At 72.0% G+C, this 25,208-nt stretch carries 23 protein-coding genes and 2 tRNA genes; 3 read left to right on the forward strand and 22 right to left on the reverse strand.

Going from position 1 to position 25,208, the window contains the following annotated elements:
* Nucleotides 1-34: 34 nt before the first annotated feature.
* The 9 genes from holA to leuS all read right to left on the reverse strand — a co-directional run bounded on the left by holA (nt 35) and on the right by leuS (nt 12,096).
* Nucleotides 35-1,024, reverse strand: a complete 990-nt coding sequence (gene holA / locus OO68_RS02335) for a DNA polymerase III subunit delta (RefSeq protein WP_184846268.1) — start codon at nt 1,022-1,024, stop codon at nt 35-37.
* Nucleotides 1,025-1,117: 93 nt separating this feature from the next.
* Nucleotides 1,118-1,363, reverse strand: a complete 246-nt coding sequence (locus OO68_RS02340) for a hypothetical protein (protein WP_078625146.1) — start codon at nt 1,361-1,363, stop codon at nt 1,118-1,120.
* Between the two features lie 38 nt (nt 1,364-1,401).
* Nucleotides 1,402-2,283: a YceI family protein gene (locus tag OO68_RS02345; RefSeq protein ID WP_106974243.1), complete on the reverse strand. Its 882-nt coding sequence runs from the start codon at nt 2,281-2,283 to the stop codon at nt 1,402-1,404.
* A 173-nt stretch (nt 2,284-2,456) separates the two neighbouring features.
* Entirely contained in the window at nt 2,457-3,287 is an 831-nt protein-coding gene (locus OO68_RS02350) for an arylamine N-acetyltransferase family protein (RefSeq protein ID WP_033306359.1), read from the reverse strand.
* A 4-nt stretch (nt 3,288-3,291) separates the two neighbouring features.
* Nucleotides 3,292-5,850, reverse strand: coding sequence for a ComEC/Rec2 family competence protein (locus OO68_RS02355; RefSeq protein WP_033306481.1), 2,559 nt, complete (start codon nt 5,848-5,850; stop codon nt 3,292-3,294).
* 68 nt (nt 5,851-5,918) lie between these two features.
* On the reverse strand, nt 5,919-7,202 hold the full coding sequence (locus tag OO68_RS45210) for a ComEA family DNA-binding protein (RefSeq protein WP_033306360.1): 1,284 nt from the start codon (nt 7,200-7,202) through the stop codon (nt 5,919-5,921).
* A 131-nt stretch (nt 7,203-7,333) separates the two neighbouring features.
* On the reverse strand, nt 7,334-8,179 hold the full coding sequence (locus tag OO68_RS02365; protein WP_033306361.1) for a DegV family protein: 846 nt from the start codon (nt 8,177-8,179) through the stop codon (nt 7,334-7,336).
* A gap of 72 nt (nt 8,180-8,251) precedes the next feature.
* On the reverse strand, nt 8,252-9,079 hold the full coding sequence (locus OO68_RS02370; RefSeq protein ID WP_033306362.1) for a hypothetical protein: 828 nt from the start codon (nt 9,077-9,079) through the stop codon (nt 8,252-8,254).
* 137 nt (nt 9,080-9,216) lie between these two features.
* Nucleotides 9,217-12,096 (reverse strand): leucine--tRNA ligase, encoded by a 2,880-nt coding sequence (gene leuS, locus OO68_RS02375; protein WP_033306363.1) that lies wholly within the window; start codon nt 12,094-12,096, stop codon nt 9,217-9,219.
* Between the two features lie 470 nt (nt 12,097-12,566).
* Here leuS and OO68_RS02380 point away from each other — a divergent pair, with 470 nt between their 5' ends.
* Nucleotides 12,567-13,832, forward strand: coding sequence for a ferric reductase-like transmembrane domain-containing protein (locus tag OO68_RS02380; RefSeq protein WP_033306364.1), 1,266 nt, complete (start codon nt 12,567-12,569; stop codon nt 13,830-13,832).
* Complete coding sequence (locus tag OO68_RS02385; protein ID WP_033306365.1) at nt 13,829-15,439, forward strand: NADH-quinone oxidoreductase subunit NuoF family protein; 1,611 nt, start codon at nt 13,829-13,831, stop codon at nt 15,437-15,439. Before OO68_RS02380 ends, OO68_RS02385 begins: the two co-directional genes overlap by 4 nt.
* Before the next feature lie 99 nt (nt 15,440-15,538).
* Here the strand turns inward: OO68_RS02385 and OO68_RS02390 are convergent.
* The 10 genes from OO68_RS02390 to OO68_RS46695 form a co-directional block, all read right to left on the reverse strand.
* Nucleotides 15,539-15,611 (reverse strand) — tRNA-Ala (locus OO68_RS02390).
* 97 nt (nt 15,612-15,708) lie between these two features.
* Nucleotides 15,709-15,942 carry a hypothetical protein gene (locus OO68_RS02395; protein ID WP_006136074.1) on the reverse strand — a complete coding sequence of 78 codons (234 nt, stop codon included), beginning with the start codon at nt 15,940-15,942 and terminating at the stop codon, nt 15,709-15,711.
* A gap of 3 nt (nt 15,943-15,945) precedes the next feature.
* Nucleotides 15,946-16,119, reverse strand: a complete 174-nt coding sequence (locus OO68_RS45215) for a hypothetical protein (RefSeq protein WP_106974245.1) — start codon at nt 16,117-16,119, stop codon at nt 15,946-15,948.
* Between the two features lie 200 nt (nt 16,120-16,319).
* Nucleotides 16,320-16,392 (reverse strand) — tRNA-Ala (locus tag OO68_RS02400).
* Between the two features lie 76 nt (nt 16,393-16,468).
* Entirely contained in the window at nt 16,469-17,143 is a 675-nt protein-coding gene (locus tag OO68_RS02405; RefSeq protein ID WP_403551754.1) for a histidine phosphatase family protein, read from the reverse strand.
* On the reverse strand, nt 17,134-17,580 hold the full coding sequence (rsfS, locus tag OO68_RS02410) for a ribosome silencing factor (RefSeq protein WP_033306367.1): 447 nt from the start codon (nt 17,578-17,580) through the stop codon (nt 17,134-17,136). Before rsfS ends, OO68_RS02405 begins: the two co-directional genes overlap by 10 nt.
* A 104-nt stretch (nt 17,581-17,684) precedes the next feature.
* The gene (locus tag OO68_RS02415; protein ID WP_033306368.1) at nt 17,685-19,379 is read right to left on the reverse strand and encodes an LCP family protein; all 1,695 of its coding nucleotides are present in this window, start codon (nt 19,377-19,379) and stop codon (nt 17,685-17,687) included.
* Between the two features lie 16 nt (nt 19,380-19,395).
* The gene (gene nadD / locus OO68_RS02420; RefSeq protein WP_033306369.1) at nt 19,396-20,139 is read right to left on the reverse strand and encodes a nicotinate-nucleotide adenylyltransferase; all 744 of its coding nucleotides are present in this window, start codon (nt 20,137-20,139) and stop codon (nt 19,396-19,398) included.
* An 85-nt stretch (nt 20,140-20,224) separates the two neighbouring features.
* Nucleotides 20,225-20,389 (reverse strand): hypothetical protein, encoded by a 165-nt coding sequence (locus OO68_RS46690; protein WP_003990192.1) that lies wholly within the window; start codon nt 20,387-20,389, stop codon nt 20,225-20,227.
* Nucleotides 20,390-20,552: 163 nt separating this feature from the next.
* Nucleotides 20,553-20,714: a hypothetical protein gene (locus OO68_RS46695; RefSeq protein WP_033306370.1), complete on the reverse strand. Its 162-nt coding sequence runs from the start codon at nt 20,712-20,714 to the stop codon at nt 20,553-20,555.
* Between the two features lie 124 nt (nt 20,715-20,838).
* Between OO68_RS46695 and OO68_RS02435 the strand changes: the two genes are divergently transcribed.
* Nucleotides 20,839-21,960 carry a M48 family metallopeptidase gene (locus OO68_RS02435; protein ID WP_033306371.1) on the forward strand — a complete coding sequence of 374 codons (1,122 nt, stop codon included), beginning with the start codon at nt 20,839-20,841 and terminating at the stop codon, nt 21,958-21,960.
* A gap of 16 nt (nt 21,961-21,976) precedes the next feature.
* Here OO68_RS02435 and OO68_RS02440 read toward each other — a convergent pair whose 3' ends face one another.
* The 3 genes from OO68_RS02440 to OO68_RS02450 form a co-directional block, all read right to left on the reverse strand.
* Nucleotides 21,977-23,047: an SCO2583 family membrane protein gene (locus OO68_RS02440; protein ID WP_033306372.1), complete on the reverse strand. Its 1,071-nt coding sequence runs from the start codon at nt 23,045-23,047 to the stop codon at nt 21,977-21,979.
* Nucleotides 23,048-23,136: 89 nt separating this feature from the next.
* The gene (locus tag OO68_RS02445) at nt 23,137-23,712 is read right to left on the reverse strand and encodes an SCO2584 family spore wall biosynthesis protein (RefSeq protein ID WP_439332891.1); all 576 of its coding nucleotides are present in this window, start codon (nt 23,710-23,712) and stop codon (nt 23,137-23,139) included.
* Between the two features lie 192 nt (nt 23,713-23,904).
* The gene (locus OO68_RS02450; RefSeq protein ID WP_033306374.1) at nt 23,905-25,191 is read right to left on the reverse strand and encodes a glutamate-5-semialdehyde dehydrogenase; all 1,287 of its coding nucleotides are present in this window, start codon (nt 25,189-25,191) and stop codon (nt 23,905-23,907) included.
* Between the last annotated feature and the right edge of the window lie 17 nt (nt 25,192-25,208).

Consider the following 25,208-nt stretch of genomic DNA (forward strand, 5'->3'; position numbering starts at 1 on the left):
GCGGGCCGCCCGGGGTTTGGTGACCACTGTCCGGCTAACCGCGTCCTCTGGAGCGGGCCGCCCGGGCGATGGTGACCACCGCCTTCTCCAGGGCGTACTCGGGGTCGTCGCCCCCGCCCTTCACCCCGGCGTCCGCCTCGGCCACGGCCCGCAGCGCGATCGACACGCCGTCCGGAGTCCAGCCCCGCATCTGCTGACGCACCCGGTCGATCTTCCACGGCGGCATCCCCAGCTCCCGCGCCAGGTCGGCCGGCCGCCCCCCGCGCGCGGACGACAGCTTCCCGATGGCCCGGACGCCCTGCGCGAGCGCGCTCGTGATCAGCACCGGCGCCACCCCGGTCGCCAGCGACCAGCGCAGCGCCTCCAGGGCCTCCGCCGCCCGCCCCTCGACCGCCCGGTCGGCGACCGTGAAGCTCGACGCCTCGGCCCGCCCGGTGTAGTACCGCCCGACGACCGCCTCGTCGATCGTCCCCTCGACGTCCGCGACCAGCTGCGACGCCGCCGAGGCCAGCTCCCGCAGGTCGCTGCCGATGGCGTCGACGAGTGCCTGGCACGCCTCCGGCGTGGCGGATCGCCCCATCGTCCTGAACTCACCCCGCACGAACGCCAGCCGGTCCGCCGGCTTCGTCATCTTGGGGCAGGCCACCTCACGCGCCCCCGCCTTGCGCGCCGCGTCGAGCAGCCCCTTGCCCTTGGCCCCGCCGGCATGCAGCAGCACGAGGGTGATCTCCTCGGCGGGAGCGCCCAGGTACGCCTTCACGTCCTTGATCGTGTCGGCCGACAGGTCCTGCGCGTTGCGTACGACGACGACTTTGCGCTCCGCGAAGAGCGACGGGCTCGTCAGCTCGGCGAGCGTGCCGGGCTGCAACTGGTCCGGGGTCAGGTCCCGTACGTCCGTGTCGGCGTCGGCGGCCTTCGCGGCGGCCACCACCTCCTGCACGGCACGGTCGAGGAGCAGGTCCTCCTGGCCCACGGCGAGCGTCACCGGGGCGAGGGGGTCGTCATTCGCAGTCTTCCTGGCCATCGCGCCAAGCATCCCACGTGCCACTGACAGCGGGCCCCGACGGACCGCGGACGTGCGGCGGCGACGGGCCGCCCGCCCACAGGACCCGGAGCGCTACGGCTCCTCCCGCCAGCCCTCCCACTCACCGGCCAGCCCGTCCAGCTCCCCGGCGTCCAGCCGCTCGTCCTCGTCCCTCAGGACGACCAGCCACTGAGCGTCCTCGGCGTCGTCCTCCCCGGCCAGCGCGTCCCGCACCACCTGTGGCTCCTCGACGACCCCGAACCGCTCCCGCAGCGCCTCCACCACCTCTTCCGCCGCGTCGCGGTCGGGCAGCACCAGCACATGTCGCACATCACTCACGCCGGACATTGTCCGACACCGCCTCGCGGCCCGGCCGCTCAGCCCTTGCGGACGACCTGTACGTCGAGATCGACCCTGATGCTCGGCCCCACCACCGCGATGCCCCGCGCCAGCATGGTCTGCCAGCTCACGGTGAAGTCGTCCCGGTGCAGCTCGGTCGTGGCCCGGCAGGCCGCCCGCACCTCGCCCTCCATGCCGTTGCCCAGCCCCAGGTACTCCGTGTCCAGCGTGACCGTCCGCGTCACGCCGTGCAGCGACAGCGCCCCCGTCACGGCCCACCGGTTCCCGCCCTTGTGCACGAACCGGTCGCTGTAGAACTCCAGCGTCGGGAACCGCTCGACGTCCAGGAAGTCCGCCGAGCGCAGATGGTCGTCGCGCATCCTCATGTTGGTGTCGATGGACGCCGCGTCGATCACCACATGCATCGCCGAGCGCTCCACCGGATCGGCGACCCGTATGACGCCCGCGAACGACTTGAACTGCCCGTGGATCCGGGCCAGTCCGATGTGCCGCGCGGTGAAGCCGATGGAGGAGTGCGCCGACTCGATCTCCCAGTCACCGGCGTCGGGAAGCTCCGGTGGCCGGGCCACCTGGAGCGTCACGTCCCCGAGGGACGCGAGCGTGTTCTCGGCGACCTGCGTGGTCGCCCGGTAGGGCGTGTATCCCTCCGCCGACACCGCGAGCCGGTACTCCCCCGCCGGCACCGTCGTCACGAACGACCCGTACGGGTCCGCTCCCCCACTCACCACCGGCCGCCCCGCGGCGTCCGTCACCGCGAACTCCGCATGCCGGACCGGCTCGTTGACCGGGTCCAGGACCCGGCAGACCAGCACCCCCGCACTCGGCGGTGTGGGCACCGCCGCCAGGGGACTCGTCCGGTGCACCCGGTCGGTGCGGCTTCCCCGCCAGCGGCCGATCATCCACGACTCCCTGAGTGGCTCGAAATCGCCTGTTGATCACTGTTGATCACACATTGCCGAAGACGCATTCGACCACTGGTGAGGCTTTCGAGGCAACACGTGACCACATCACGGGAATCCAGCAGATGTGCTGGTACTACGCACGAGTAGCCCCGTGTGGCCGGAATTGACTCCTACGCGGGATTTCGCGACACCGGCACCCTGTCGAGCTCGATCCCGAACCGCTCCCTGTACACCCCGAGCACCTCCTCGTCCGTCTCCAGCTCCCGCACCTCCCGCGTCCCGTCGGCCGCCGTCGCCGTGAGCGTGCGCCCGCTGAGGGTGATCCTTCCTCCGTCCCGCGTCACCCGCGAACAGACCAGCGAGCGCGTGAAATGCGACACCGGTGACGTGCTGTGCCACCACGCGCCGGCCACGAAGTCGCCCAGCACCCGCGGCCGCACCTCCAGCCGGTACTGCGGTGCGCCGCCCCGGAACACGTCCAGGTCCGCCGCCTCCGCCGTGCCGTACCCGCCACGCACCCCGGCCGCGTCCGGCTCCGCCTCGACAATCCGGAACGTGCCACCCGGATCCTGCTGTTCCCCCCGGTCCCCGAACGCCAGCGGAAGGTGGCTGTGCGCCCCGAACCCCACGTCGGCCAGCCAGTCGCCCCCGTCCACCGTCCGCACCCGCAGCGCGAGATGGTCGTAGGGGATCCCGAGCCGCCCCTCGTCCCCGTAGACCCGCGCCGCCAGCAGCGCCACGTCGTACCCCAGCGCGGCGAGCAACGCCCCGAAGGAGCCGTTGAGTTCGTAACAGAACCCGCCCCGCCGCGCGCCCACCACCTTGTCCAGCAGCCGCTTCTCCTCCAGCACGATCTCCTCGCCCAGGTGGATCGAGAGGTTCTCGAAGGGCACCGTTTGCAGGTGACGCAGGTGCAGCTCGCGCAGTGCGTCGACCGTGGGCCACGCCGGGTGCTCGACTCCCAGTCGGCGAAGGTAGGCATCAACCTGTGCTGAGTTCATGGCTTCAGTCTCGCGCCACGCTCAGCTCTCCGCCCCCTCCCATGACCGCGAGCGCGCCGTCCCGGTCCGTCCGCAGCACCGCCGCTCCCCCGTCGCGCAGCGCCGCGACCGTGCCGGGCGCCGGGTGCCCGTACGAGTTGTCCTCACCGCAGGAGATGAGGGCCAGCCTCGGGGCGACCCGGCCCATGAGACCCGGGTCCTGGTAGGCCGAGCCGTGATGGGCGACTTTCAGCACGTCCACGCCCTCCAGCGCCTCGGCCGCCGGCGACCGGGCCAGAGCCCGCTGCGCCGGGGGCTCCAGGTCCCCGAGGAGCAGCAGGCGCAGTCCGCCCGAGCGGACCAGCATGGCGACACTGGCGTCGTTCGGCCCCTCCGGCGCCCGATGAGCCGGAAGCATCCCCGGGGCCACCCCAGGGGGCGAGACGGGCGGCGAGCCCGGCGGCAGACTCGGGGGCGGGCTCGGGGACGGGCTCGGAGGCGGCCACACCACCTGCCAGGCCAACTGCCCCGTACGCCGCTGCTCCCCGGCCGCCGCCCGCGTCACGGGGATCCGCCGTGCCGCCGCCAGTCTCCCTACGAACGCGGCTTGGTCCGCGGGCTCTTCGAACCCCGTCGTCTCGATCGCGCCCACTTCCCGGCCGCGCAGCACCCCGGGCAGGCCCGCCACGTGATCGGCGTGGAAGTGGGTGAGTACGACCAGCGGGATCCTGCTGATGCCCAGTGAGCGCAGGCAGTGGTCGACGAGCTGCGGGTCGGGCCCGGCGTCCACCACCACGCCGGTCCCCCGGCCCGCCGCGAGCACCAGGGCGTCGCCCTGCCCCACGTCACACATCACCAGCCGCCAGCCCGGCGGCGGCCAGCCCGTGACCACCCGGGTCAGCGGCGGCGGTTGCACCACCGCCAGCACCAGCAGCACTCCGCAGACCCCGCACCACCAGGGATGCCCGAGCAGCCGCCGTCCGACGCGCACCACCACGACGGTCACGGCCAGGAGCAGCGCCGCGCCCGTCCACCTGCCCGGCCAGTCCACGCCCGCGCCCGGCAGCGCCGCCCCGGTCCGGGCGATCTGCGCGATCCACTCGGCGGGCCAGTGCGCGCACCAGGCCAGCGCCTCGGCCACCGGCATCGCCACCGGCGCCGTGGCCAGCGCCGCGAACCCCAGCACCGTCGCCGGCGCGATCGCGAACTCCGCGAGGAGATTGCAGGGCACCGCCACCAGGCTCACCCGCGCCGACAGCACGGCGACGATCGGCGCGCACAGGGCCTGCGCGGCCGCGGCGGCGCCCAGCGCCTCGGCCGGCCTCGGAGGCACCCCGCGCCGCTGCAGCCCGGCGCTCCAGCGCGGCGCGAGCGTGAGCAGTGCGCCGGTCGCCACGACGGACAGCAGGAACCCGTAACTCCGCGCGAGCCAGGGGTCGTACAGCACCAGCAGCAGAACCGCCGTCGCCAGCGCGGGGATCATCGATCTGCGGCGGCCGGTCGCCAGGGCGAGCAGCGCCACGGCCCCGCAGGCCGCGGCCCGCACCACGCTCGGGTCCGGTCTGCACACGACGACGAACCCGAGCGAGAGGGCACCCCCGAGCACCGCCGTCCCGCGCAGGGAGATGCCGAGCCGGGGCGCGAGCCCCCGCCGCTCGACGTGCTGCGCCAGGCCCGGCGGCCCGAGCAGCAGCGCGAGGAGAATGGTGAAGTTTGCCCCGGAGACGGCCAACGTGTGCGTGAGGTCCGTCTCCTTGAACGCCTCCTCCAGCTCCGGAGTGATCCGCGAGGTGTCCCCCACGACCAGCCCCGGCAGCAGCGCCCGGGCGTCCGCGGGCAGTCCGTCGGTCGCCTCGCGCAGCCCGGCGCGCAGCCGCCCGGCGAGCCGCTGCGGCCCCGAGGGCCCTCCCACCACGTCCGGTCCGCCCTGGCCCTGCACGCGCAGCACCGCCGCGAGCCGGTCGCCGCCCGTCATCGCGGGCGCCGACCGCGCACTGACCCGCAGCCGCGTCGACGGCAGCAGGCCGAGCCACGGTGACCGCCCCCGCCCGCCGGCCGCTCGGCCGGGAGGGGGCACGCTCATGTCGACGATCAGCAGCACCGGCGCTCGCGTCGTCACCTCCGTGCCTCCCGCCTCCTGGACGCGCCTCACGTCGGCGTCGATCAGCACAGCCGTCGGAGCCATGTGATCGCCCCGGACCCTGGGCCGGGTGAGCCGCGGGTCGGACGTGAGCTCGACCTCGGCGGTCACCGTCGCGTACTCCCGCGCCAGGCCGGGCACGGGCCCCCGGCGCAGATCCGCCCCGTGCAGCCCGGCCGAGGCGGCAGCCGCGGCCACGCACAGCAGCAGGGCTGCGGCCGAGGCCCGCGGCCAGGACGCCGTCCGGCGCCGCCGGGTCAGAGGCAGCAGTCCGACGGCCACCAGACAGCCGATCACGATGCCGAGGACCCGTTCCGGCGCCGCGTCGAGCATGAGCGCCGCCGTGCCCCAGGCCGCGAGGGCGGGTGGCACGAGCCGCAGATCCGTCGGGCCCTCCTGGCGCGGACGGGCGGTACCGAGGCGGGTGCCGGAGGAAGCGTGCACGGACGAGCGGGCGGGCCGGAGCCCGGACGCGGCCTCTTCCTGCCGGGACGGCGGGGAGGGGAGGCTGCTCACGGCCGTACGAAGTTCCGCAGGTCGGCGAAGCGGCGGTCGCCGATGCCGTTCACCTCACGCAGTTCGTCAACGGAACGGAAACCGCCGTGCTGCGTGCGGTAGTCGATGATGTGCTGGGCCAGCACCGGACCGACGCCCGGCAAGGTGTCGAGCTGGTCCGCGGTGGCCGTGTTGAGCGGGACGGGAGCCACCGGGGCGGCCGCCCCGCCCGCAGCCGCACCTGTCGTGCCGGCCGGGCCGCCAGGGGCCGTACCGCCCGCCCCGGGCCCTGTGACGGGAGCGGGCCCCCCGACGATCACCTGTTCGCCGTCCACGAGGAACCGGGCGCGGTTGAGCCCGTCGGTGTTCGTGCCCGGTTTCACCCCGCCCGCCGCGTGCAGCGCGTCCGCCACCCGCGATCCGGCCGGCAGCCGGTGGATCCCCGGCTCACGGACCTTGCCGCTGACGTCCACGACGATCGCGGCCGCCCCCGCCTTCACGGACCCCGGGGAAGCACCGGCAGGCACCCCGGCAGCACCCGGGCCCCGCTCTGCCGTGGCCTGCCCGCTCTCCTGCCGCTCCCCGAACGGCACCGCCGCCCGCACTACCTCCGGCGGCCGCACGGACTGCGAGCGGCCTGCCCAGAAATGCTGCACGGCGAACCCCGCCGCGACGACGAGCACCACCGTCAGGGCCAGCACATTCCGCCGCTCCAGACCGCACCTGGCCTGCAACCACAGCGGCATCCGCTCGCGCAGCGCGAGCCCGGCCCGCTCCCGCCAGGCCCCCTCCGCCACGCCACCGTCCACGCCCTCCGGCTCGGCGAAAGCACCTCCGCCCGACGGCCGTCGCCGGGTCTCTTCGACACCGGCAGATCCCAGTGGCCGGGTTGGCCCCGGTGGCACCGGTGGCCCCGGTGGTCCTTGCCCCGACTCCCGCCGCTCCCCTGCCCGTTCGACCGGTTCCGCCCGCCCCGGAGGTCCAGCGGACCGGGCCGACCCGGCCGACCCCGCAAGCTCGACCGCCCCGGGAAGGTCGGCGTAAGCGACCGACCCGGCAAGCTCGGCCGACCCCGAAATCTCGGCAGGCGCGGCAGACCCGGCAGGCGCCGCCGGCTCAGCCGACTCGCCGAACAAAACCCCCGCCCGCCGCCGGAGTTCCTCCCCCGACGCATGATCCCGGCGGGCCCGCCCGCGTGCGACAGGCCTGGGCCGGCGATGACGAACGCGCCCGTCGGACGCCGGCCCACGGCCCGGCCCACTGGTCGCGGTCGCTGTACGTGAACGTGATCGAAGTGCCATGCGACGAGGATCGGCCACCTCGGCCCACTCGCGATGATCTTGCTCGATTCCCGGGGACGATCCCCCGGTTGTGGACAACTCCGTCCCTCACATGGGCGACCCGAGCGTCGACCCGACCCCCACAGCAACGTTCACCGGGGCGAAACCACAACTCCCAGCAGTCCTGGTCCCGTGTGCGCCCCGATCACCGCCCCGACCTCGCTGACATGCAGATCGGCCAGCCCGGGCACCCGCGTCCGCAGCCGGTCGGCGAGGGCCGACGCCCGGTCCGGGGCGGCGAGATGGTGCACGGCTACATCCACCTGGGCGCTGCCCGCACGGTCGGCCGCGATCTCCTCAAGGCGGGCGATCGCCTTGGACGCGGTCCGCACCTTCTCCAGCGGTTCGATACGGCCGTCGGCCAGTTGCAGCAGCGGCTTCACCGCGAGCGCCGACCCCAGCAGGGCCTGCGCGGCACCGATACGGCCGCCGCGCCGCAGGTAGTCGAGGGTGTCGACGTAGAAGTAGGCGGAGGTGCCCGCGGCCTTCTTCTCCGCGGCCGCGACGGCCTCGTCCACCGTCCCGCCCGACTCCGCGGCCTCCGCGGCGGCGACCGCGCAGAACCCGAGCGCCATCGCGATCACACCGGTGTCCACCACCCGCACCGGCACCGGCGACTGCCGTGCGGCCACGACGGCCGCGTCGTACGTACCGGAGAGTTCGGCGGAGAGATGGAGGGAGACGATGCCGGTGGCGCCGGACTCGGCGACCTTGCGGTAGGTCTCCTCGAAGACCGAGGGAGCGGGCCGCGAGGTCGTCACGGGGCGCCGCTTCTGCAAAGCCTGGGCGAGGGCGCGGGTCGAGATCTCGGTGCCCTCTTCCAGCGCCCGGTCGCCGAGGACCACGGTCAGAGGTACCGCCGTGATGCCGTGACGCTCCATCGTCCGGGCCGGCAGGTAGGCCGTTGAATCGGTGACGATCGCGACATGGCGGGACATGAGCTGGAGGTTACCTGCCGTAGCGCCCGTGCGGCAGTCCGGCCCCTGCGCCCCGCTGTACGCGTGGCCGGATCAAGTGGTGCTCTCGGGGCGGGGCTTCTTCTGCCAGGGGTAGGTCGGGCGCGCTGCCGACGGCGTGATGGCGGGACGTGCCGGCTCCTGCGCCGCGCTGGACTGCGCGGTGTCCGGCCAGGTCTGCCCGGCCGTGGCGGCATCGGCGGCGGGCGCCTCGGGCCACGGCGGCGGCGCGGACTGCGACGGCGAGGCCTGCTGCCGGGCGGACGCGGGCTTCGCCGAGGACGCGGGCTGCTGCCTGGTGGAAGAGGACTGCGCCGAGGACGCGGGTTGCGGCTCGGGAGCCGTCCAGTGCCGCAGCGCCCCGGACTCCAGGTCGATCTGGGCGCTGAGCGAGTCCAGGTCGTCGTCCGCGAAGCGGCGGGCCCGGTCGCGGGCCGCCCAGCGCAGCGAGTCGGCCGAGTGCGTGATGCGTTCGGTGCGCTCGCGCAGCCCGGGCAGCCGCTCGGTGAGCGCGGCGCGGTCCGGCTCCGACTCCAGGCGCTTGAGCTCGTCGTCCAGCTCCTGGCCGTGCGCACTGAGCCGTTCAAAGAGGCCGACGGACTCCTTGAGGGACTCGTCCTCGGCGACGGCCGCGTGCAGCGCCTCCTGCGTGGCGCGCATCGAGGTGCGCAGCTTCAGCCGCAACTGGGCGAGTTCCCCCGCGGCGCCGGGCTGGGCGAAGGACTTGGCGCGCAGTGTGTGGTCCTCGACCGTGCGGCGGGCCTGGGTGATGCCGCGGTCCACGCCGCGCTTGGCGGCGCCGACCGCCTTCACGGTGGCGTACGCCCCGAGCCCGAACAGGAGCACGAAGAGCAGGGCGAAGACGGCGATCACTGCATCCACAAGGCTCCTCCTAAGGACGTCACGGTGCTGCGCGTCGCTCTTCAACGGTAAACGCAACAGGCAGGCCCGGAGTTCCAGAAAAACCCCGAACCTGCCCGTAGGGGACCACCCGGAGAGCGGTCCCCGCACCCCGGCGGCTAGGCCGGAACGATGTTCACCAGCTTCGGCGCGCGCACGATCACCTTCCGGATCCCGGCACCGTCCAGCGCGGCGACGACCTTATCGTCCGCCAGCGCGGCCTTCTCCAGCTCCTCGTCGGAGATCGACGGCGCGACCTCCAGCCGCGCCTTGACCTTGCCCTTGATCTGCACGACGCAAGTCACGGTCTCGTCGACGACGTACGCCGGGTCGGCCACCGGGAAGTCCTGGTGCACCACCGAGTCGGTGTGCCCCAGCCGGCGCCACAGCTCCTCGGCGATGTGCGGGGCCAGCGGCGCGACCATCAGCACCAGGGCCTCGGCGACCGGGCGGGACACGGCCCCGCCCACCTTGGTCAGGTGGTTGTTGAGCTCGGTGACCTTGGCGATGGCAGTGTTGAACCGCATGCCCTCCAGGTCGCCGCTCACACCGTCGATCGCCTTGTGCAGGGCACGCAGCGTCTCCTCGTCCGGCTCGGCGTCGACGACGGTCACCTCGCCGGTCGCCTCGTCGACGATGTTGCGCCACAGCCGCTGCAGCAGCCGGAACTGGCCGACCACCGCGCGCGTGTCCCACGGCCGGGAGACGTCCAGCGGGCCCATGGCCATCTCGTACAGGCGCAGCGTGTCGGCTCCGTACTCGGCGCAGATCTCGTCCGGGGTGACCGCGTTCTTCAGGGACTTGCCCATCTTGCCCAGCAGCCGGGAGACCTTCTCGCCCTGGTACCAGTAGGCGCCGTCGCGCTCCTCCACCTCTGCGGCCGGCACCGCGATGCCACGGCTGTCGCGGTACACGTAGGCCTGGATCATGCCCTGGTTGAACAGCTTGTGGAACGGCTCGGCGGACGAGACGTGCCCCAGGTCGTACAGGACCTTGGACCAGAAGCGCGCGTACAGCAGGTGCAGCACGGCGTGCTCGGCGCCGCCGACGTACAGGTCCACGCCGCCGTGCGGCTGGCCCTCACGCGGGCCCATCCAGTACTGCTCGATCTCGGGGTCGACCAGCTTCTCGGAGTTGTGCGGGTCCAGGTAGCGCAGCTCGTACCAGCAGGAACCGGCCCAGTTGGGCATGGTGTTGGTCTCGCGCCGGTACGGGCGCGGGCCACGTCCGTCACCCAGGTCCAGCGTGACGTTCACCCAGTCCTCGTTGCGGGACAGCGGCGTCTCGGGCTGGGTGTCGGCGTCGTCCGGGTCGAAGGTGCGCGGCGAGTAGTCCTCGACCTCGGGCAGCTCCAGAGGCAGCATCGACTCGGGCAGCGCGTGGGCGATGCCGTCCTCGTCGTAGACGATCGGGAAGGGCTCGCCCCAGTAGCGCTGGCGGCTGAACAGCCAGTCGCGCAGCCGGAAGTTGACGGTGCCCTCGCCGACGCCGGACCGCTCCAGCCACTCGGTGATGCGCGCCTTGGCCTCGGCGACGTCCAGGCCGTCCAGGCTGACCTCGTCGTTCGAGGAGTTGATGATCTTCGCGTCGTACGACGAGAAGGCGTTCTCCCAGGTGGAGGTGTCCGTGCCGCGGCCGTCCGTCGGCTCGACGATGCAGGTGACCGGCAGCTCGAAGGCGCGCGCGAACTCGAAGTCGCGCTGGTCACCGGCCGGGACGGCCATGATCGCGCCGGTGCCGTAGCCCATCAGGACGTAGTCGGCGATGAAGACCGGGACCTGCTCGCCGTTGACCGGGTTGGTGGCGTACGCGCCGATGAAGACGCCGGTCTTGTCCTTGGCCTCGGCCTGGCGCTCCACGTCGGACTTCGAGGCGGCCTGGGCGCGGTAGGCGGCGACGGCCTCGCCCGGGGTCGCGTGACCGCCGGTCCAGACGTCGTGCGTGCCCTCGGGCCAGGCGGCCGGGGTGAACTTCTCCACCAGCGGGTGCTCGGGCGCCAGCACCATGTAGGTGGCGCCGAACAGGGTGTCGGGGCGGGTGGTGAAGACGGTGATGCGCTCGCCGTCGATCGGGAAGTCGACGCGGGCACCCTCGCTGCGGCCGATCCAGTTGCGCTGCTGCAGCTTGATGGCCTCGGGCCAGTCCAGCTCCTCCAGGTCCTCCAGCAGCCGGTCGGCGTAGGCCGTGATGCGCATGTTCCACTGGCGCAGCTTGGCCTTGAAGACCGGGAAGTTGCCGCGCTCGGAGCGGCCCTCGGCGGTGACCTCCTCGTTGGCCAGCACGGTGCCCAGCCCGGGGCACCAGTTGACCGGCGCGTCGGAGGCGTAGGCCAGCCGGAACTCGCCCAGGACGTCGGCCTTCTCGGCGGGGCTCAGCTCGCCCCACGCGCGCGTGTGCCCCGGTACGGGCCGCTCACCGGACTCGAACTGCTCGACCAGCTCGGCGATCGGGCGGGCCCGGCGGGCGTCCTGGTCGTACCAGGAGTTGAAGATCTGCAGGAAGATCCACTGGGTCCACTTGTAGTAGTCCGGGTCGATCGTGGCGAACGACCGGCGCTTGTCGTGGCCCAGGCCCAGCCGGCGCAGCTGGGACTTCATGTTCTCCATGTTGGCTTCGGTGGACACGCGCGGGTGCGTGCCGGTCTGCACCGCGTACTGCTCGGCGGGCAGGCCGAAGGCGTCGAAGCCCAGGGTGTGCAGGACGTTGTGGCCGGTCATCCGCTGGAAGCGCGCGACGACGTCCGTGGCGATGTAGCCCAGGGGGTGGCCGACGTGCAGGCCCGCGCCGGAAGGGTACGGGAACATGTCCATGATGAACTTCTTGGGGCGGGCGACGACCTCCGGGGCCCCCGCCAGGTCACCCTTGGGGTTGGGTGCGGCGTAGGTGCCGTCGGCGTCCCAGAAGTCCTGCCAGCGTGCCTCGATCTCGGCAGCCATGGCGGCCGTGTAGCGGTGCGGCGCCGCCACCTCGGAGGTGGCGGCGGGGTTCGTCTCGCTCATGATCCTCAAAGCTCCATCGATCGTCTCTGCCTGCGGCTGTCTGGTTCGAGAAACGAAAAATCCCCTCGCACAGGAGGGGACGCCGCGCCGATGCCGGCCACTCGGTTCGTCCGGTGGCCGGGACTGATCAGCGCGGCCCGCTAAGCAGAAGGCGTACGGCACGCATGGCGCTAGGGTACCGCAGGCCCCCAGCGCGTCGCGACGCACTTCCGAGGGGCCGTCCCGGTGCCCGAAGAGCTGAACCAAGGTCAATAGTTACTTCGCGTAACAGCCGCTAAAGGACATCACAGCAGCCGGATTGTCCTTTGATAACAACGCAATAACTCAAACCTCGTACTGATCGGTATGGCTCCGCTTAGAGTTCGGCAGCGGGACCGCTGCTTTCCCGAACCGCTCGGAGTTGCCCCCATGAACCCTCATCGCAGTAACACCTCCCCCTCCCCGGCCGCCGGGACGTGGGGAGGCACGTCGTGAATCCCCACGACTCCACGGCAGACGACTCGTTCGCCGAGTTCCTCAACTTCGGTGCGGGCGTGTTGTCCCTCGTGTGTCTGACGGCATCCGTGATCTGGGGCCTCGTGGCCCAGGACCGGATCCTTCTCGACGCGCGCCGCCGCATCCTGGCGCAGGCCGTGCACCGGACCACGGCCGTCGCCTCGATCGCCTTCCTGCTGGTGCACATCGGGGTGAAGCTGGCGCTGTCCCACACCTCGTGGGTCGCCGCGGTGATCCCCTTCGGGCTGCTGTTCACCGACGACGAACTGGTCGCGGGCAGGTCGTTCCTGATCGGCCTGGGCACCCTGGCAGGCATGCTCATGATCTTCGTGGGCATCACCGGCGTGCTGCGCAACCGCTTCGCGTCCCCCGCGCCGGTCGCCGCCCGCTGGCGGGCCATGCACATGCTGGCCTACCCGGCCTGGTGCGCCGCCCTGGTCCACGGGCTCTACGCGGGTCGCGCGGCCAAGCCGATCTTCCTCATCCTGTACTGCCTGGCCCTGGTCGGCGTGGGCGGAGCGCTCGCCCTGCGCGCTGCTCCGCGCCAGGTCAAGCGCAAGGTCGCCGACAAGGTCGCCTCGCTGATCGGGCCCGGTGAGGGCCTGGGCCGCAGGGATCTGGAGGAGAGCCGGGCCCGGGCCGGCAGTGGCTCCGCGCTGCCCGGCTACGACGGCCGGGAGGCACCCGCGCGCCCCTCGGCGTCCCCGTCCGGGCCGCTGTACGAGAGGGCGGAACGCCCCGCGGCCAAGGAACCGGCGAACGGCTTCGCCGCCGCCTACCGGGCCGTCTCCGGCCCGCCCCAGGGACAGCAGGCCTTCGCGCCCGGGCCGACGACCAGCATGCAGCTGCCGCTGGACCTGCAGCCCACCGAGACCATCCCGACCGTGGACGGCCCCTCCAGCACCTCGGGCAACTGGCCGATCCCGTCCCCGCCCCCGGTCGGCGAGGCCCCGCCGTCGGCCTACGACCCGCTCCAGGACACGGGCTTCAACATCCCGCCCTACGACCCCCTGCAGGACACCGGACAAAGCATCCCGGCCTATGGCAATCCAGGCGCCGCCGGCTACGGATCGAGTGACGTGTACGACACGGGTGAGACGAACGCCGCCTTCGACACGTACTACCCGAACGACACGTACAACAGCGGTCCCGCCACTGACACACGTCCCGGTGCGTCCTACGACTTCGACGCTCCGGGATCGGGCGAACCTTGGAACACGCCTTCCGGAGGCTTTAAGTGAACGAGGCCCTGCCCGACGTACCCGAAGTCCGCGTGGTCGGCCTTCCCCAGCTCACGTCGGGCTTCGACCTTGTCGATCGGCTCGATCTGCCCATGCACCTCAAGGTGCACGGGCCGCTCGAGCCGATGGGCGGTGAGCAGCTCGCGCAGCTCGCCGAACGCATCAGCCTGAAGGGCCGCGGCGGCGCGGGCTTCCCCTTCCACAAGAAGCTGCGCTCGGTCGCCGAGGCGGCGATCAAGCGCGGCGTCCGGCCGGTCGTCGTCGTGAACGGCAGCGAGGACGAGCCGGCCTGCCGCAAGGACACGGTGCTGATCAACCGCGCCCCTCATCTGATCCTGGACGGTGCTCTGCTGTGCGCCGAGGCCCTGGGTGCCCGCACGCTCGTGGTGGGGGTCACCCGTGAGTCGACCCAGCGCTCCATGGAGGCCGCGCTCGCCGAACGCGGCCTCAACAACGGCCGCCGCTCGGCGCTGCGCGCGCGGGTCCAGCGCAATCCGGTCCGCATGGTCACCGGTGCCGCCGCGTCGCTGATCCGCTCGATCGACGGCGGGCCGGCCATCCCCCCCGGCCGCAAGGTCAGCGCCTCCCAGAACGGCGTCGGCGGCGCCCCCACCCTGCTGTCCAACGCCGAGACCTTCGCCCAGCTGGCGATCGCCGCCCGCATCGGCCCGGAGCGCTACGGCAACACCGGCCTGTACGACGAGCCGGGCACCGTCATGCTCACGGTCTCCGGCGCGGTCGCCCGCCCCATGGTGATCGAGGTCCCGACGGGCGTACCCCTGCGCTACGTCCTGCAGCTCGCCGGCGCGCCGCCGGTGCCGCAGGGCGTGCTCACCGGCGGCTACCACGGCAAGTGGATCGACGCGGCGACGGTCAACGAGGCGATCGTCTCCCGCAACTCCCTGGACGCCGTGGGCGGCGCGCTCGGCGCCGGCGCGATTCTGCCGATCACTCAGGACACCTGCCCGCTGGGCGAGTCGCTGCGGGTGGCGCAGTGGCTGGCCGAGGAGAGCGCCGGCCAGTGCGGCCCCTGCTACCTCGGTCTGCCCGCCGCCGCGCGCGGCCTGGAGGACATCCTCAACGGCGGCGGTCCGGCCGCCCTGGAGGCGCTCAAGCAGGTCGCCAAGAACGTGAAGCGGCGCGGCGCGTGCTCGCACCCGGACGGCTCCGCGATGTTCATCGAGTCGACCATCAAGGCTTTCACCGACGACCTGGCCGCTCATGTCCTCGGCAACGGCTGCGGACGACCTGTGGAGGGCGTTCTGCCGCTCTTCGAGGGCGGCAGGGCCCCCACGGGCATCCCGGGCGGCGGCGAGGCGGAGGAGAACGGCCCGAGCCGCCAGAAGATCTACGTCGACTGGACGCTGTGCCGGGGCCACGGCCTGTGCGCGGACATCCTCCCGGAGGTGTTCCAGCTGGGCGCCGACGGCTTCCCGACCGTGGCGCAGGCTCAGGTACCGCGGTACGCCGAGGCGAAGGCTCTACGCGCGGTGCGCCGCTGCCCTGCGCTGGCGCTGCGCATCGAGGAGTCGGGCGCACCGGGCGCGCCGTCCCGCAACCTCCCGGTCCTCTCCCAGGGCCGCGGCCGCCGCGCTCTCGGCCGCTGAGCACACGTACGGCGGGCTCCCCCCAGGGGGCCCGCCGTTCGCATACCCACGACAAGAAGGCGGGCCATCCGATCGGATGGCCCGCCTTCTCAACTTCTGTGGAGCTAAGGAGAATTGAACTCCTGACCTCCTGCATGCCATGCAGGCGCTCTACCAACTGAGCTATAGCCCCTTGCCAGTGCTCCTCCGGGTTTCCCCGGCGGCGAAGCCAACATTACTGGCCCATCAGCCCCAACACCAAATCGGTTTCGCTTCGCCCGAAATGCCCGTTATGCCGTGACGAACGAGTAGAACCGCTTGAGCGTGCAGTGCTCCTCCAGAAGCCGGCCGTAGATCGGCTCGCCCTCCAACTCGCGGTACGTCTCGATCGGATCGCCTTTTATGATCAGCGCCCGCGCACATTCCTCGCACCAGTACTGGTAGTCGGGATTGATCGGTTCCATGTCGCGGACGATCGGAGTCCCACTGCCGCACCAGTCGCACTTCCGCCTGTGTGCACCCATCGCTCAGCTCCAGCTGTGGCCGCAGGCCGTGCACACGTAGGAAACCCCGCCGTTGTCGCCGAGCATCTGGGCCACGTGCGCGGAACCGCAGGAAGGGCAGCTGAGGCGGGTGGACATGTCCCGTGTGAACGCTGCACCGAGGAGGTGGTCGACCTCCTCGCGGATGCTCGCAGGCATCGCTACTCCTCCCGTCGGGCCGCGCCCCCTTCCGGCCGTTTGATTCTGCCACGGCCGGACCAATACGGTCAGCGACGCCTCAGTACCAGTCCGGACACGGCACCCGGCGGGGCCGTAGAGGTATACGCCTCAGCCGGGCCGAGTGACTCAAGCCGGAGCACGAAAAATCCCGCCCCCTGAGCGGGAACGGGATCTTGACGTGGAGCTAAGGAGAATTGAACTCCTGACCTCCTGCATGCCATGCAGGCGCTCTACCAACTGAGCTATAGCCCCTCGTGCTCTCCCCGCGGCCTGCGGGGCGAACAAGAAGAACTTTAGCCTGCGACCTGCCGGAAAGTGAAATCCGGGGTCAGTCGTCGTCGCCGAGGACCGGTTCCGGAAGGGTGCCGGCGTTGTGCTCCAGCAGGCGCCAGCCGCGGGCGCCTTCGCCGAGCACGGACCAGCAGCAGTTGGAGAGTCCGCCGAGGCTCTCCCAGTTGCGGGGATCGAGACCCAGCAGGCGGCCGATCGTGGTGCGGATCGTGCCGCCGTGGCTGACCACGACGAGCGTGCCGTCATCGGGGAGCTTCTCCGCGTGCCGGAGCACCACGGGGGCGGCGCGGTCGGCGACCTCGGTCTCCAGTTCGCCGCCACCGCGGCGTACGGGCTCGCCGCGCTTCCACGCGGCGTACTCCTCGCCGTACCGGGCGATGATCTCCTCGTGCGTCAGGCCCTGCCAGACGCCCGCGTAGGTCTCGCGCAGCGCCTCGTCGTGGGTGACGTGGAGGCCGGTGAGCGTGGCGAGCTCGGCGGCCGTGGCCGCGGCGCGCCGGAGGTCGGAGGCGACCATCGCGTCCGGCTTCAGGGAGGCGAGCAGCCGGGCGGCGCGGCGGGCCTGGGCGAGACCGGTCTCGGTCAGCTCGACGTCCGTGGTGCCCTGGAAGCGACGCTCCACGTTCCACGAGGTCTGGCCGTGCCGCCACAGGATGATGCGGCGGCCCCGGCCCTTTCCGGCGGACGCCTCACTGAGGGAGATCACCGCCAGTCACCGTCCAGCTCCGCCGCCTCCTCGGCCGCGCGCAGCTTGGCGTGCTCCTCGGCCTTGCCGCGGGTGGCCTTGGCCTCCTCGGGCAGGTCGAGCTCGGGGCAGTCCTTCCACAGTCGCTCCAGGGCGTAGAAGACGCGCTCCTCGCTGTGCTGCACGTGGACGACGATGTCGACGTAGTCGAGGAGCACCCAGCGGGCCTCGCGGTCGCCCTCGCGGCGCACCGGCTTCGCGCCGAGGTCCTTCGAGAGGCGCTCCTCGATCTCGTCGACGATCGCCTTGACCTGGCGGTCGTTGGGCGCGGAGGCCAGCAGGAAGGCGTCCGTGATGGACAGCACGTCACTGACGTCGTAGGCGACGATGTCGTGGGCCAGCTTGTCGGCGGCCGCCTGGGCGGCGGTGTTGATCAGCTCGTGAGAGCGGTCGGTCACGGTCACTGCATGGCTTTCGGTCGGCGGACACTTGCCACCAAGGGTCTCACGGACCGCCGTGCGCCCCCTACGCGATAACGGGGATCACGTGGGGGCGCCCCTCCCGCCGTCTAGTCGGACGACGGCTTGTAGTCCTGGCCGAGGACGACGGAGACGTCGGCGCTCCCGGAGGTCTTCCCCTTGGTCACGGAGCCCGCGGGCAGGCCCAGGGTCTTGGCGACCTCGGTTGCGTTCGCCTTGTCGGCGGCGTCGGTGTAGACGACCTCGGAGGTGGCCCGGGCGGTGCCGGTGCCGCCCTCCAGGAAGGTGAAGCCGCCGTTGAGGAGCACGACGCGGGCCTTCTCGGTGTTGTCCTTGACGCCGGTGGCGTTCTGGACGGAGACGCTCACGGCGGCGTCCTTGTCGGGGCTCTTGGCGGTGCCGCCGAGGACGTTCCGGACGATCCCCGCGCCGGTCCGCGCGCTGAGCGTGCCGTCGCTCCGGACGGGCAGCAGGTCCGTCTTGTAGTCGCCGCCCTTGGCGAGGTCGGAGAGCCCGGCGAGGAAGGTGCCGAGGTCCTTGTCGGTGAGGGACGGATCGAGGATCTGCTGGAGCGTCTGGATCGTGGTCGTCGCGGCCTGCGGGTCGGAGGACAGCTTGCGCAGGACGCTCTGCAGGACCTGCCCGAAGCGCTTCAGCTGGGCGTCCTGGGCCTCGCCGGGGGCGCGGTAGGTGGCGTAGGCGACGGCCATCTTGCCGCTGAGGGTCTGGTCCCGGCCCTTGTTGACCAGGGGGGCGGTGCCCTTCTTCTTGGCGGTGGGGTCGGGGACGTCGGTGTCGGTGTCGACGTCGATGTTGCCGACGAGGTCGACGAGGTTCTGCAGGTAGGGGGTGTCCAGGCGCCAGGTGCCCTCGATGTCGGTGCCGAGGACCGTGTCGAGCGCGTCGCGGGTGCCGTCGGAGCCGTCGTCCTCGACCGACTTGGCCAGGGTGGTCGTGGTGCCGTCGTCGCTGGTCAGCGCGAGCGAGTTGGGCAACAGGACGGTGGTGCCCCGCTGGGTGGTGGTGTTGTCGACCAGGAGGGCCGTGGCGGTGCCGTCGCCCTTGATGTCGTGCAGGTGGACGACGATCACGTCGCGCTTCTGGGCGCCGGCGGACGTCGCGGTGCCGGTCGCGGAGCCGTCGGAGGAGAGGCCGGGCAGCTTGCCCGCATACCAGAGGTAGCCGACGCCGCCGGCCGCGACGAGCGCGAGCACGACCGCCAGGGCGACGATCCGGCTGCGGGACCGGCGCCGGGCCTCCTCGCGGCGTTCGGTGCGGTTCTCGGTGAACTTCAGCCAGTCGATGACGTCTTCGGAGTTGGCGTCCGGTTCCTCGACGAAGGCGAACTGCTCGGTGTGGTACTCCCGTTGCGGCTCGGCGGGGGCTTCCTGGTCGTGCGCCGGGCCGGCCTGCTGCGGAATGTGGGCGGTCTGCTGCGCGGTCTGTTCGGCGCGGGGCTGCCGGCCGGTGGCCGCGGTGGCCTGGCCGTAGGGGTCGTGCGCGGTGCCCGGCACGGGGCCGCCGCCCTGGTGCGAGCCGGTGGCGTACGGGTCGTAGGCCCCGTAGTCGTAGGCGGGCGGTTGCGTGCCCTGCTGCGCGTACGGGTCGTAGCCGTAGCCCTGGCCGTACTGCTGGGTCTGCTGGGCGTACGGGTCGTACGTCTGCTGCTGGGGCTGCTGGGGCCGGACCTGCCGGTAGACAGGCTGGCCGTACTCGTCGTAGCCGACGAGCTCGTACTGCTCGGCGCCGTGGCCCGCGGCCCCCGCGTCGTATCGGTCGTTCACCGGTGCCCCTCTCGGCTCACTCGCCGCGGTACAGCTCGCGCTTGTCGATATAGCGCACGACTCCGTCCGGCACCAGGTACCAGATGGGATCGCCCTTGGCGACTCTCGCACGGCAGTCGGTGGAGGAGATGGCCAGAGCGGGAACCTCCACCAGCGAGACACCGCCCTCGGGGAGCCCGGAGTCGTCCAGATGGTGGCCGGGCCGGGTGGCTCCGATGAAGTGCGCCAGGGAGAACAGTTCCTCGCTGTCCCGCCAGGTGAGGATCTGGGCGAGCGCGTCGGCGCCGGTGATGAAGAACAGGTCCGTGTCCGGGTTGAGCGCCCGGAGGTCGCGCAGGGTGTCCACGGTGTAGGTGGGGCCGCCGCGGTCGATGTCGATGCGGCTCACGGAGAACTGCGGGTTCTCGGCGGTCGCGATGACCGTCATCAGGTAGCGGTCCTCGGCCGGCGAGACGCTGCGGTGGCTCTTCTGCCAGGGCTGGCCGGTCGGGACGAAGACCACCTCGTCGAGGTGGAACGCCGCGGCGACCTCGCTGGCCGCCACCAGGTGCCCGTGGTGGATCGGGTCGAAGGTGCCGCCCATGACGCCGAGGCGGCGCTTGCCCGGCCGCGACGGGCTGGTGCGGGGACCGTCGGTCCCGCCGGCCGCCGAGGAGGCACGGCGGGGCTCCGAGTGTCGCTCGGTACCGCTCGCCGTGTCCTGTGCCGGGTCGTGCGGCGTCTCGTCCGCCGGACCGGTAGGCATGTCCTGCTCTCCCATGCGTGCAGACCCTACCGGCCCTGCCTGAGGGCTCCGGCCGCCCCCGTGGTCCCCCGGGCATCCTCGGCGGGATGCCCCGCGGGTCTCAGCGGTCGCGGTTGAAGCGGGTGGTGATCCACAGCAGGAGCAGCAGGATGAAGAGCGCGCCGCCACCGGTGAGGTAGGGGCTGAGGCTCTCGTGGTTTCCGCCGTGCTCCTCGCCCTCGGCGGCGAGGGTGACCAACTGGGCAGCGGTGCTGTGGAAGCTCATCTTCGGCAGGACCTATCGCGTGTGGGCGGGTTAAAGACGTCGGCTCATCGTAAGCGGGCGCCCGCCGCGCGATCACCCCGACTCCGCCTGTTCGTCCCGCGGGCGGTCACACGCGCCGCCGCCGGGGCCGGCCCGGGGCCCGGCGGGGAACCTTCGTGCGGCCTCAGTCGTCCTTCCGTCTGTAGCCACGCAGCAGGAACCACGCGGTCAGCACACAGCCCACGATCATCACGAGCAGTACGTACCGCAGCATCCCCGGCCCCCCTTGCCGCTCGGCGGCGCTCGCGGCCTCGGCGAGCCAGGCGGATGCGGGATGGTGCTCCATGGCGGTGGTCTCCTTCGCTGTACTGCCCGACCACCGTAACTCCGCCTAGGCTGGGCTCTGCCTCGGGGAAGCAAAAGGCCGCACAAGGGGCCGCAAAGGTCACAACAGACGCATGGGGGAAGACATGTCCGACGGCCACGAGCACAACGGGCACGAGCACGTGCCGAGCAGGCAGCGCAGGCGCTTCCCCGGCATCTCCTCGCGTACGTACGAACACCCGGCCGACCGCTCCGCCCTGGTGGCGCTGCGCAAGCTGAGCGGGTTCGACACGGTGTTCAAGGCGCTCAGCGGTCTGCTGCCCGAGCGCAGTCTGCGGCTGCTGTTCCTGTCCGACTCCGTACGGGTGTCGGACCAGCAGTTCGCCCATCTGAACGTGATGCTGCGGGACGCCTGCTACATCCTGGACCTGGAGAAGGTCCCCCCGATGTACGTGAACCAGGATCCGCAGCCGAACGCGATGTGCATCGGCCTGGACGAGCCGATCATCGTCGTCACGACCGGCCTCGTCGAGCTGCTCGACGAGGAGGAGATGCGGGCGGTCGTCGGGCACGAGGTGGGGCACGCCCTGTCCGGGCACTCCGTCTACCGGACGATCCTGCTGTTCCTGACCAGCCTCGCCGTCCGGGTCGCCTGGATCCCGCTGGGCAACCTCGCGATCATGGCGATCGTGACCGGGCTGCGGGAGTGGTTCCGCAAGTCGGAGCTGAGCGCCGACCGTGCGGGGCTGCTGGTCGGGCAGGACCTGCAGGCCTCCATGCGGGGTCTGATGAAGATCGCGGGCGGCAACCACCTGCACGAGATGAACGTGGACGCGTTCCTCGCCCAGGCGGAGGAGTACGAGGCCGGGGGCGACCTGCGCGACTCCGTGCTGAAGATCCTGAACGTGTTGCCCCGCTCCCACCCCTTCACCACCGTGCGGGCGGCCGAGCTGAAGAAGTGGGCCGAGTCGCGGGACTACCAGCGGATCATGGACGGCCACTACCCGCGGCGCGACGAGGACAAGGACACCTCGGTCCGGGACTCCTGGCGGGAGTCGGCGAACCACTACAGCACCCATGTGAAGAGCTCGAAGGACCCCCTGATGAAGCTGGTCACGGACCTCGCGGGCGGCGCCGGCGACCTGGGCGACCGGGTCCGCCGCGGCTTCAGCGGCTTCACGAACTCCTCCCCGAAGCCGCCCCAGGGGCCGGAGTCGGACCCGCCCGGCTCCCCGGGGGACGACCGGCCGCCGCGCGACGGGAGCTGACCCCTTCCGGGCCTCCTCAGACCTTCGGCTGCGCGCTCGTCGCCAGGGAGCCGCACAGGGCCGTCGCGCTGCCCGTGGCGTAGGGGTCGGTGCCCGCGGGGCCGCCCTCCTTGGCCGTCTGGCCGGCGAGGAGGGGCCGGAGGTGGTTCGTGGAGTCCTCCGCGCAGGAGAGCGGGCCGGCCTGGACGTAGGAGACGACGAGCTGGGCCTGGTGCAGCCGCAGGTCGTCCCGGTCGAAACGGAAGTGCAGCTCGCGCCGGAGGGTGAACAGGGACACCTCGTCCTTGTCTCCGACCCCGGCCGGCCGCAGCGCGTACACGAACGTGTGGTCGGCGGTGACCTCCAGCGTGGACGAGTCGGCCTCGGCGGCCTGGAGTGTGCCCTGGACCCGGACCTTGCGGTCGGCGAGCTCGGCGCGCGCGGGGTCGAAGCGCACGAGCCAGCCGGTGGGCGCGTGGCGTCCGTCGGCGGTGGGGCGGGCGAAGCTCTGGTCGAACTGTTCCAGCTGGTCGGGATCGAGCAGCACGCGGACGGCCCGGACCTCACCGCCCGTGAGCACCTCCGGGTCGAGGGCCGACCGGACGATGTAGTCCTTGGCGGTGGTCAGGGCGCTCACCACCTGGCTGTCCGAGAAGTGCGCGGTGCGCCGCGAGGCGGGCAGCGGCACGCCCTCCGCGCCGGTCCTGAACTGTGCGGCGGGGCTGTGCCCGTACAGGTACTCCAGGTCGGCCGTGCCGGGCACCTTGCCCTCGGGGGCGAGGGGGATGACGGTCATCCGCAGGGGCTCGACGGGCTCCCGGGCGGCGGGGGTCTGGTAGGGGTGCCGTACGCCCATGTAGATCGCGGTGCCGAAGGCGACGGCGATCAGCAGGACCAGGACGAGGGCCTGCCGGGACAGACCCCGGCGCAGGGGCGGGCGGCGCCGCACGGCGGGCGCGTGGTCGGCGATGCGCTCCTGCGCGGAGAACTCCTGGAGGCGCGCAGCACGGACGAACGACTCGTCGAAGACGACGGATCGGTACTCGTCCTCGCCACCTCCGGGGGCGCCCTCGGGAGTCCCCTCAGGTGGGTTTCCAGGCCCGCCCATATCTTCAGGGTAGGTCGCCGGAAGCTCGGGTAAACGCCCCGCTGCACCACAAGTTCTGACAGGTTCTCACCAAAATGGGCGGGTTCCGGTCAGGGGTTGCGGGGGATCACCGAGACAGCCGGCTGGGAGTAGTCGGCGGACGCCGAGGGGGAGGCTCCGCCGCCCTGTTCCAGCCCGGTCGAGGCGGGCGGCGGCGCGGGCTCGTCGCGGTTGGAGGACGCTCCGCGGTAGACCGCCGTGAAGGCCAGCGCGACCATGCCGATGCCCATCACGAGGGCGAGCATCCAGGCGACGGGGCGGTGCCAGCGGACCTGTTTGGAGTACGGTCCCGTGCCGCCGTAGGGGTCCTCGATGACGTCGGGGTCGTCGAGCTCGTCGAGGCCGGGGTCGCGGCCGAAACCGCCACGGCCGTCCGAACCGTACCCGTCGTCGAACCGCTCGCCTCTGGTGTGGGCGCGGCGCGCCTCCGCCTCGGAGGCCTCGGCTCTCGCCTGCGCTGCTGCCAGGAGGCGCTCCACCGCGGTCGGCTCGTGCACCACGGCCGCGCGTACGAAGGCCTCGTCGAAGACCACGGAGGCGAACTCTTCGTCCGACACCCCGCGGTCGTGGTCGTCGTCGGGCTCCCGGCCGTCCGGAAACGGCGTGCCCCCCACGTCCTCCGGCACGCATCCAGAGTAGACCTGGGGGGTCAATTTGGGCAGACGGTATGGAAATTCATCCACTGGTCGAGACGGCTCCCACGGGGTCCGTGAGGGCGCACGCCGACCCGGTTCACCCCCGCCTCGCACCGACGCGCCTGCGCCGCCCGGGCGGGCACATCCATGCGCCGGCCCGCATACCGCCTTACGCCGAACGGGTCAGCGCCGGATGTGCCCGTCCCCGGTGACGATGTACTTGGTGCTGGTGAGCTCCGGCAGGCCCATGGGGCCGCGGGCGTGCAGCTTCTGCGTGGAGATGCCGATCTCCGCGCCGAAGCCGAACTGGCCGCCGTCGGTGAAGCGGGTCGAGGCGTTCACGGCGACCGTGGTCGAGTCGACCAGCTGGGTGAAGCGGCGGGCGGCCTGCTGCGAGGTCGTCACGATGGCCTCGGTGTGGCCGGAGGTCCACAGCCGGATGTGCTCGACGGCCTTCTCCAGGGAGTCCACGACCGCGGCGGCGATGTCGTACGACAGGTACTCGGTCTCCCAGTCCTCGGCCGTCGCCTCGACCACGGTGGCCTTGGAGTCCTTGGCGTAGGCCTGCACGCGCTCGTCGGCGTGCACGGTGACCCCGGCCTCGGCGAGGGCGTCCAGAGCGCGGGGCAGGAACTCCGCGGCGATGTCCTGGTGGACCAGGAGGGTCTCGGCGGCGTTGCAGACGCCGACCCGCTGGGCCTTGGAGTTGATCAGGATCTCGACGGCCATGTCGAGGTCGGCCTGGGCGTCGACGTAGACGTGGCAGTTGCCGGTGCCGGTCTCGATGACCGGGACGACGGACTCCTGGACGACCGTGTTGATCAGGGAGGCGCCGCCGCGCGGGATGAGCACGTCGACCAGGCCGCGGGCGCGCATCAGCTCGCGCACGCTGTCGCGGCTCTCGCCGGGGACGAGCTGGACGGCGTCGGCGGGCAGCCCGGCCCCGCCGACGGCGTCGCGCAGGACGCGCACGAGGGCGGTGTTCGACTGGTACGCCGAGGAGGAGCCGCGCAGCAGGACCGCGTTGCCGGACTTCAGGCAGAGGGCGGCGGCGTCGACGGTGACGTTCGGGCGGCCCTCGTAGATGATCCCGACGACGCCGAGCGGCACGCGGACCTGGCGCAGGTCGATGCCGTTGGGCAGCGTGTTACCGCGCACGACCTCGCCGACCGGGTCGGGCAGCGCGGCGACGTCGCGCACGTCGGAGGCGATGGCGCGGATCCGCTCGGGGGTGAGCGTGAGCCGGTCGATCATGCCCTCGCTGATGCCGGCCTCTCGGGCCTTGGCGACGTCCTTGGCGTTGGCCTCGACCACCTCACTCGCACGGACCTCCAGAGCGTCCGCGATGGCGAGCAGCGCGTCGTCCTTCTCGGCCCGGGGCAGCGGCGCGAGGGTCGCTGCGGCGGCCTTGGCGCGGTAGGCGGCCTCGGTGACCGGGGACATGGAGTCGTACGGAGAGAGCGTGGTCATGAGGGAAGGGTAGTGCG

The sequence above is a fragment of the Streptomyces iakyrus genome, from assembly GCF_000717055.1.
GTDB classification, from domain to species: domain Bacteria; phylum Actinomycetota; class Actinomycetes; order Streptomycetales; family Streptomycetaceae; genus Streptomyces; species Streptomyces iakyrus.

Excerpts from the sequence above, each read along its gene's own strand:
- holA (WP_184846268.1), bottom strand. The coding sequence starts at position 1,024 with ATGGCCAGGAAGACTGCGAATGACGACCCCCTCGCCCCGGTGACGCTC.
- OO68_RS02345 (WP_106974243.1), bottom strand. The coding sequence starts at position 2,283 with ATGATCGGCCGCTGGCGGGGAAGCCGCACCGACCGGGTGCACCGGACG.
- OO68_RS02350 (WP_033306359.1), bottom strand. The coding sequence starts at position 3,287 with ATGAACTCAGCACAGGTTGATGCCTACCTTCGCCGACTGGGAGTCGAG.
- OO68_RS45210 (WP_033306360.1), bottom strand. The coding sequence starts at position 7,202 with ATGGCACTTCGATCACGTTCACGTACAGCGACCGCGACCAGTGGGCCG.
- OO68_RS02365 (WP_033306361.1), bottom strand. The coding sequence starts at position 8,179 with ATGTCCCGCCATGTCGCGATCGTCACCGATTCAACGGCCTACCTGCCG.
- leuS (WP_033306363.1), bottom strand. The coding sequence starts at position 12,096 with ATGAGCGAGACGAACCCCGCCGCCACCTCCGAGGTGGCGGCGCCGCAC.
- OO68_RS02395 (WP_006136074.1), bottom strand. The coding sequence starts at position 15,942 with ATGGGTGCACACAGGCGGAAGTGCGACTGGTGCGGCAGTGGGACTCCG.
- OO68_RS45215 (WP_106974245.1), bottom strand. The coding sequence starts at position 16,119 with ATGCCTGCGAGCATCCGCGAGGAGGTCGACCACCTCCTCGGTGCAGCG.
- nadD (WP_033306369.1), bottom strand. The coding sequence starts at position 20,139 with ATGGGAGAGCAGGACATGCCTACCGGTCCGGCGGACGAGACGCCGCAC.
- OO68_RS46690 (WP_003990192.1), bottom strand. The coding sequence starts at position 20,389 with ATGAGCTTCCACAGCACCGCTGCCCAGTTGGTCACCCTCGCCGCCGAG.
- OO68_RS46695 (WP_033306370.1), bottom strand. The coding sequence starts at position 20,714 with ATGGAGCACCATCCCGCATCCGCCTGGCTCGCCGAGGCCGCGAGCGCC.
- OO68_RS02435 (WP_033306371.1), top strand. The coding sequence starts at position 20,839 with ATGTCCGACGGCCACGAGCACAACGGGCACGAGCACGTGCCGAGCAGG.
- OO68_RS02440 (WP_033306372.1), bottom strand. The coding sequence starts at position 23,047 with ATGGGCGGGCCTGGAAACCCACCTGAGGGGACTCCCGAGGGCGCCCCC.
- OO68_RS02450 (WP_033306374.1), bottom strand. The coding sequence starts at position 25,191 with ATGACCACGCTCTCTCCGTACGACTCCATGTCCCCGGTCACCGAGGCC.